The following is a 1,839-nucleotide window of genomic DNA, read 5'->3' on the forward strand; positions in this document are numbered from 1 at the left end:
AAATATTTCTTAACTGATCGGCATTAGGCTTAACGCCCCTTTATAATTGAAGTAGTTTTATTGACTCACAAAGGCGAAGCTACTTTTCTTATTTTAGGGCTGCCGCCCTCACTATTACCGTAGAACAATAGCTCCTTCATACCATCGTTGTCTTCATCATCCAATAAAATTACAGATGGTGCTTTTTGCCAGTCGTTACCTAAGTTTACTTGCTTAGTTTCATGAGCAAGACTTTCATCCACATACGCTATGGATAGTACATACTGATTTGCGCGTGTGTCTTTCCCCATCAGCCCAAACTCTGCGATACCGTTACCGTCGATGTCATTAATAACGTGATAAGTAACATCAACATAGTTATCTGCCCAGGTTATGCGCAATAATTGGTCATTACGGTCACTTCCACTTTTAACTGCAATTTGGTGCCTGCTGACATCAGTTCTGAAACCAGACAAAGAAATCTCGTCAATTCCATTATTATCCATGTCTGAAACAGTACTTAGCGTGATGTTTTGCATACCTTCTGGCCACGCAAATAATCCAAGCGTTCCTCTAACCTCGTTACCACTTTTAGTAAACAGTTGGGTACGACCATCATCTTTACGGATTCCAAGCATACCCCAATCATCAACTTCATCGGAGTTAATATCGGATAGCTTGTGCCAACTTACATTATCCCATTTGTTAGGGAAGTTATAAGAAATTAAACGATCGTTAAACACTTTAGCGTTAACTACTTTTACTTGGTATTTGCCGTTCTTTAGCAATTGACCAGATAATGCGATATCAGGAATACCGTCTCCGTTTACGTCACCATGCTGATACCATTGAGGATCTTTATAAAGGTTTGGAAAGCCATATACGGCGATTTTATCACCTGTAGCTCCATCTTTAGCAAATAGCTGAGGTCTTAACTCACCGTTTAGGAAACGACCTTGAAGAGCTATATCATTAGTCCCGTTACCATTAATATCGTCTAGTTTAACAATGCTTGCTTCAATCCAATTAGCAGGCCAGTTGAACTTTGCGATGCTGCCATCAATCGGGTCAATTACTTCTAGACGCGGTTTAAGTGTTTTGCGGCCATCATCACTTTCTTGCTCGATCATGCCAAATAAACCAATATCAGGTACTTCATTACCTGACATGTCGCCAAGTAATATCACCTGCGTTTCTTGATATTGTGCAGACGCTGTAAATGCTTTTTCAGTTTTTGCGAAAATGTTGTCGCCAGTTCTTAGCCCAACAGCAATATTTGATTCATCGTCGACTACAACTGAAATAAAGTCACTGACTCCATCGTTATCGATATCTCCAGCATTAATCATATCAATCAGCCCAGACAATTCGGCTTTCGGCTTAGATGGAAAGTTATCTTCGCCATCGGGAATACCATCGCCGTCTGAGTCATTAGAACCGACATCAGTACCTAGACTAAATTCCGCGAAGTTTGAAAGCCCATCATCGTCACTATCAAGTCTACCGTCACTTCTGTCAGTAGGGTCTAGACCATAAGCTACTTCGTAACCATCCGGTATACCGTCATTATCGGTGTCTGGATCGTTAGGGTTAGTGCCAAGTTGCAATTCTTCCGTATTACCAAGCCCATCGTTGTCATGATCGGTTAAATCGTGGATGTTTATGAAGGCGTCGTCCAATTTTACCCAAACGCCCGATGTACGAGGTTCAACCATGTCAATTTTGAAAGAAACAGCCCTAGTCCCCACAGGTATAACAGCTTCACCGGTTCGCTTTTTCCATTCGAAGTCATTTGTACCTGCTGGACTTAAGACTTCTGCATCGCCAATAGCCACGCCGTCTTCATCTAAAAATGTCAGC

Annotated in this window: 1 protein-coding gene; it reads right to left on the reverse strand. The window is 41.7% G+C overall.

The window, feature by feature from the left end; genetic code table 11:
* Positions 1-65: 65 nt before the first annotated feature.
* A partial coding sequence (locus ACX5KA_RS10750; RefSeq protein WP_458731113.1) for a thrombospondin type 3 repeat-containing protein occupies positions 66-1,839 on the reverse strand: 1,774 nt, incomplete at its 5' end.

The organism is Alteromonas alvinellae (assembly GCF_902705805.1).